The organism is Micromonospora sp. NPDC049580, assembly GCF_040675595.1.
Classification (GTDB): Bacteria; Actinomycetota; Actinomycetes; order Mycobacteriales; family Micromonosporaceae; genus Micromonospora.
In genome coordinates, this window is record NZ_JBFAPG010000507.1 from 1 (window position 1) to 4,532 (window position 4,532).

The 4,532-nt window shown below is 72.0% G+C and carries 3 protein-coding genes and 2 pseudogenes; all 5 read left to right on the forward strand.

Annotated features, from left to right (window positions below):
• Positions 1-119 (forward strand): annotated as a pseudogene (locus AB0J68_RS27965) (winged helix-turn-helix domain-containing protein); the annotation flags it as partial.
• A gap of 4 nt (positions 120-123) precedes the next feature.
• Complete coding sequence (locus AB0J68_RS27970; protein WP_363941360.1) at positions 124-669, forward strand: DUF2752 domain-containing protein; 546 nt, start codon at positions 124-126, stop codon at positions 667-669.
• Between the two features lie 342 nt (positions 670-1,011).
• Positions 1,012-1,752: an FAD-dependent thymidylate synthase gene (gene thyX / locus AB0J68_RS27975; RefSeq protein ID WP_145785820.1), complete on the forward strand. Its 741-nt coding sequence runs from the start codon at positions 1,012-1,014 to the stop codon at positions 1,750-1,752.
• Positions 1,753-1,799: 47 nt separating this feature from the next.
• Entirely contained in the window at positions 1,800-2,726 is a 927-nt protein-coding gene (gene dapA, locus AB0J68_RS27980) for a 4-hydroxy-tetrahydrodipicolinate synthase (protein WP_363941363.1), read from the forward strand.
• Between the two features lie 52 nt (positions 2,727-2,778).
• Positions 2,779-4,467 (forward strand): annotated as a pseudogene (locus tag AB0J68_RS27985) (ribonuclease J); the annotation flags it as partial.
• Positions 4,468-4,532 lie beyond the last annotated feature (65 nt).

Genomic DNA, 4,532 nt, shown 5'->3' on the forward strand with positions numbered 1-4,532 from the left:
CCGCCGAGCTGTACCGGCTCGCCGGCTGGCTCGGGTTGGACGCGGTGGCGCCGCCCGCGGCCGGCGACCTGGCCGGTCCGCTCACCGCCGCGTTGGCCGGCGTGTCCGGTGTACCGTGAGCGCGTGACGAGCGTTCCCGGACCGGTCGACCAGCCGCAGCCCGCCCCCGCTGCGAGCTGGCCGGCGAGCCCGCCGGATGGCTACGGCTACCCGGCGCCCGAGCCCGACCGGCTCACCCGGGGCGTTCTGTGGCTCTACGAGCGGTCACCGCGCTGGGCGGCGCCGCTGGCCGCGGTCGGGTGCGTCGGCCTCGGCATGGCCTACGCGCTGCTGAGCAACCCGGCCCACGCCGACCCGGACGCCGCGCCGACCTGCCTGCTCAAGCTGACCACGGGGCTGGACTGCCCGGGCTGCGGCGGCACCCGCGCGCTCTGGTACGTGCTGCACGGCGACCTGCCGGCCGCCGCCCGACACCACTTCCTGTTCGTCTTCGCGCTGCCCTTCCTGGCGTACCTCTTCGTCGCCTGGGCGGGCCATCAGGCGTTCGGTTGGCGGCTGCCGGAGCTGCGGATCAGCTCGAAGGTCATCGTCGGGTTCCTGGGCGTGTGGCTGGCCTTCTCGGTGCTGCGCAACCTGCCCTGGGCGCCGTTCACCTCGCTCTACGTCTGAGGCCTGCCAGCCCCGCCCGGCGTGCCGTGGATCGGCCTTCCTCGGCCTTCCTCGGGCGGGCCGTGAGGTCCTGCGCGTCCTGTAGAGCTGCCCCGGATATGGGGCGTGGCGGTGGTGCGCCCGGCGTCGTGCCGCCTGCCCCACTTCTGGGGCAGCTCTACAGGGAACCGGGGGTGTGCGAGACCCGCGAGCCACCGGATCCGCGCGTAGAGATCTTGGACACCTCCGGGCGCCGGCGCGTCCGCGAGCACCGGTGATTCGGCTGCGGTTGGCGGCTTCCACACCGCGAGCCCGACTTGGGTCGCAAGGCGCCCCGCCACTACAGTCCCAGGAATGCCGGAGATGGTGCAGCCCCAGGTCAAGTTGATCGCGTGGACCCAGTTCGCGGCCCCGGACGACGTGCCGTGGTCGACCGACGCCGAGGGCGGCCAGGCGCTCGCCGAGTTCGCCGGGCGGGCCTGCTACCAGTCGTGGAAGAAGCCGAACCCGGCGACCGCCACGAACGCCGGCTACCTCGCGCACATCCTCGAGGTCGGGCACCTCAGCGTGCTGGAGCACGGCTCGGTCACCTTCTACTTCACCGGGGTGTCCCGCTCCTTCACCCACGAGTTGATCCGGCACCGGCACTTCTCGTACTCCCAGCTCTCCCAGCGCTACGTCCCCGAGCGGGACGCGGCCATGGTCGAGCCGGCGGTCATCGCCGACGACCCCGAGCTGCACAAGAAGTTCACCGAGGCCGCCGAGGCGAGCGTGCGGGCGTACACCGAGCTGCTGGAGGGTCTTGAGCAGCGCTTCTCCGACGAGCCCAACCCGACGCTGCGCCGCAAGCAGGCCCGGCAGGCGGCCCGCGCGGTGCTGCCGAACGCCACCGAGACCCGGATCGTGGTCACCGGCAACTACCGGGCGTGGCGGCACTTCGTCGCCATGCGGGCCACCGAGCACGCCGACGTGGAGATCCGTGAGCTGGCCGTGGAGTGCCTGCGCCAGCTCCAGGGAGTCGCACCGAACGTCTTCGCCGACTTCGTGATCTCGACGCTGCCGGACGGCACCGAGGTGGCGGCCAGCCCGCACGAGGCGTCCTGAGCCCTTCCCCGGCAGGCTCCGGCTGGTCGTCCGCTAGGTTGGAGGGTATGACGCACGACCACCCCGACGCCGCGGCCCAACCGGCGTCCCGCCCCTTCGGCCGGGTGCTCACGGCCATGGTGAGCCCGTTCACCCCCGACGGCTCGCTCGACCTCGACGGCGCCGCCCGACTGGCGAGCCACCTGGTCGACGAGCAGGGCAACGACGCGCTGGTGGTCAACGGCACCACCGGTGAGTCGCCGACCACCACCGACGCGGAGAAGGAACGCCTGATCCGGGCCGTGGTGGAGGCCGTCGGTGACCGGGCCAGGGTCGTCGCCGGGGTGGGTACCAACGACACCCGGCACACCATCGAGCTGGCCGCCGCCGCCGAGAAGGCCGGCGCGCACGGCCTGCTCGTGGTCACCCCGTACTACAACAAGCCGCCGCAGAGCGGTCTGCTGCGGCACTTCACCGCGGTGGCCGACGCCAGCGGACTGCCGGTGATGCTGTACGACATCCCGCACCGCTCCGGCGTGCCGATCGACCCCGAGACACTGGTCCGGCTCGCCGACCACGCGCGGATCGTCGCGGTCAAGGACGCCAAGGGCGACCTGACCGCCACCAGCTGGGTGACCAGCCGGACCGGCCTCGCCTTCTACAGCGGCGAGGACGCGCTCACCCTGCCGGCGCTGGCCGTCGGCTGCGTGGGCGTGGTCGGCACCTCGACGCACTTCACCGGGGCGCTGACCGCACAGATGATCGAGGCGTACGACGCGGGGGACATGCCGGCCGCGCTTGCCCTGCACCGGCGGCTGCTGCCGCTGTTCACCGGCATCTTCCGCACGCAGGGCACCATCCTGGTGAAGGCGGGCCTGGCGTCGCTGGGCCTGCCGGCCGGCCCGGTGCGACCCCCGCTCGTGGACGCCACCGACGACGAGATCGCCCAGCTGCGCGCGGACTTCGCGGCAGCGGGCCTGGAGCTGCCCGAATGATCGAACGACACGATGGGCGCCGAGTGATGGCGTCGCAGAATGAGGTGGACGCGTGACCGAGGCGCACATCGAGGCGGAACTGCCCCCGCCGCTGCCGGAAGGTGGCCTGCGGATCATCCCGCTCGGCGGGCTCGGCGCCATCGGTCGGAACATGACCGTCTTCGAGTACGACGGCAAACTGCTGATCGTCGACTGCGGGGTGCTCTTCCCCGACGTCGAACAGCCGGGCGTGGACCTGATCCTGCCCGACTTCGGCCCGATCCTGGACCGGCTGGCCGACGTCCAGGCGATCGTGCTGACCCACGGCCACGAGGACCACATCGGCGCGGTGCCGTACCTGCTCGCCCACAAGCCCGACATCCCGCTGGTCGGCTCGCAGTTCACCCTCGCCCTGGTCGAGGCGAAGCTGGCCGAGCGGCGCATCCAGCCGTACACGCTGACCGTGCGGGAGGGCGGCCGCGAGCGGCTCGGCCCGTTCGAGTGCGAGTTCTTCGCGGTCAACCACTCCATCCCCGACGCGCTCGCCGTGGCCATCCGCACCCCGGCCGGCCTGGTGCTGCACACCGGCGACTTCAAGATGGACCAGCTCCCGCTGGACGGCCGGATCACCGACCTGGCCGGCTTCGCGCGGCTCGGCGCCGAGGGCGTCGATCTGCTGCTGTCCGACTCCACCAACGCGGAGATCCCCGGCTTCGTCACCCCGGAGCGGGAGATCGGGCCGGTGCTCGACTCGATCTTCGCGAAGGCCAAGGGCCGGATCATCGTGGCCTCGTTCGCCTCGCACGTGCACCGGGTGCAGCAGGTCTTCGACTCCGCCGCGGAGCACGGCCGCAAGGTCGCGCTGATCGGTCGGTCCATGGTCCGCAACATGGGCATCGCCCGGGACCTCGGCCTGCTCAACATCCCGGCCGGCCTGGTCATCGGGATCGAGGAGGCGACCACGCTGCCTCCCGAGCAGATCGTGCTGATGTCCACCGGTTCGCAGGGCGAGCCGATGAGCGCGCTGGGCCGGATGGCCAGCGGCGACCACCGGCACATCACCATCGCGCCCGGCGACACAGTCGTGCTGGCGTCGTCGCTGGTGCCGGGCAACGAGACCTCGGTCTACCGGGTCATCAACCGGCTCGCCCGGGCCGGCGCGGTCGTCGTGCACAAGGACGTGGCGAAGGTGCACGTCTCCGGGCACGCCCCGGCCGGCGAACTGCTCTACCTGCTCAACGTGGTTCGGCCCAGCAACCTGATGCCGGTGCACGGCGAGTGGCGTCACCTGCGCGCGCACGCCCGCCTCGGCATCGAGTCGGGGGTCGCCGCCGACCGGGTCGTGATCTGCGAGGACGGCGACGTGGTCGACCTCGTCGAGGGCCGGGCCAGCCTCGTCGGGCACGTGAAGAGCCGGTACGTCTACGTCGACGGTCTCGCCGTCGGCGACGTCAGCGAGTCGCTGCTCACCGAACGGCGGATCCTCGGCGACGGCGGTTTCATCGCCACCACAGTGGTCGTCGACTCGGTCACCGGCAAGGTGGTCGCCGGCCCGACGCTGTCCGCGAAGGGCTTCTCCGAGGACCCGGAGGCGTTCAACCCGGTGGTGCCGCTGGTCACCGAGGCGCTCAACCGGGCCGCCGCGGACGGCATCACCGACCCGCACCAGCTCCAGCAGATCGTCCGGCGGACCGTGGGGCGGTGGGTCAACGACAAGTACCGTCGTCGGCCGATGATCGTGCCCACCGTCGTCGTAGACGTACCGGCTCTTCAGTGGAGACCTCCAAGGCGATCGGCTCGCCGGCGCGCACCTGCTCGCCGTTCTCG

Coding starts and splice junctions, on each gene's coding strand:
- thyX (WP_145785820.1), top strand. CDS start 1,012: ATGGTGCAGCCCCAGGTCAAGTTGATCGCGTGGACCCAGTTCGCGGCC.
- dapA (WP_363941363.1), top strand. CDS start 1,800: ATGACGCACGACCACCCCGACGCCGCGGCCCAACCGGCGTCCCGCCCC.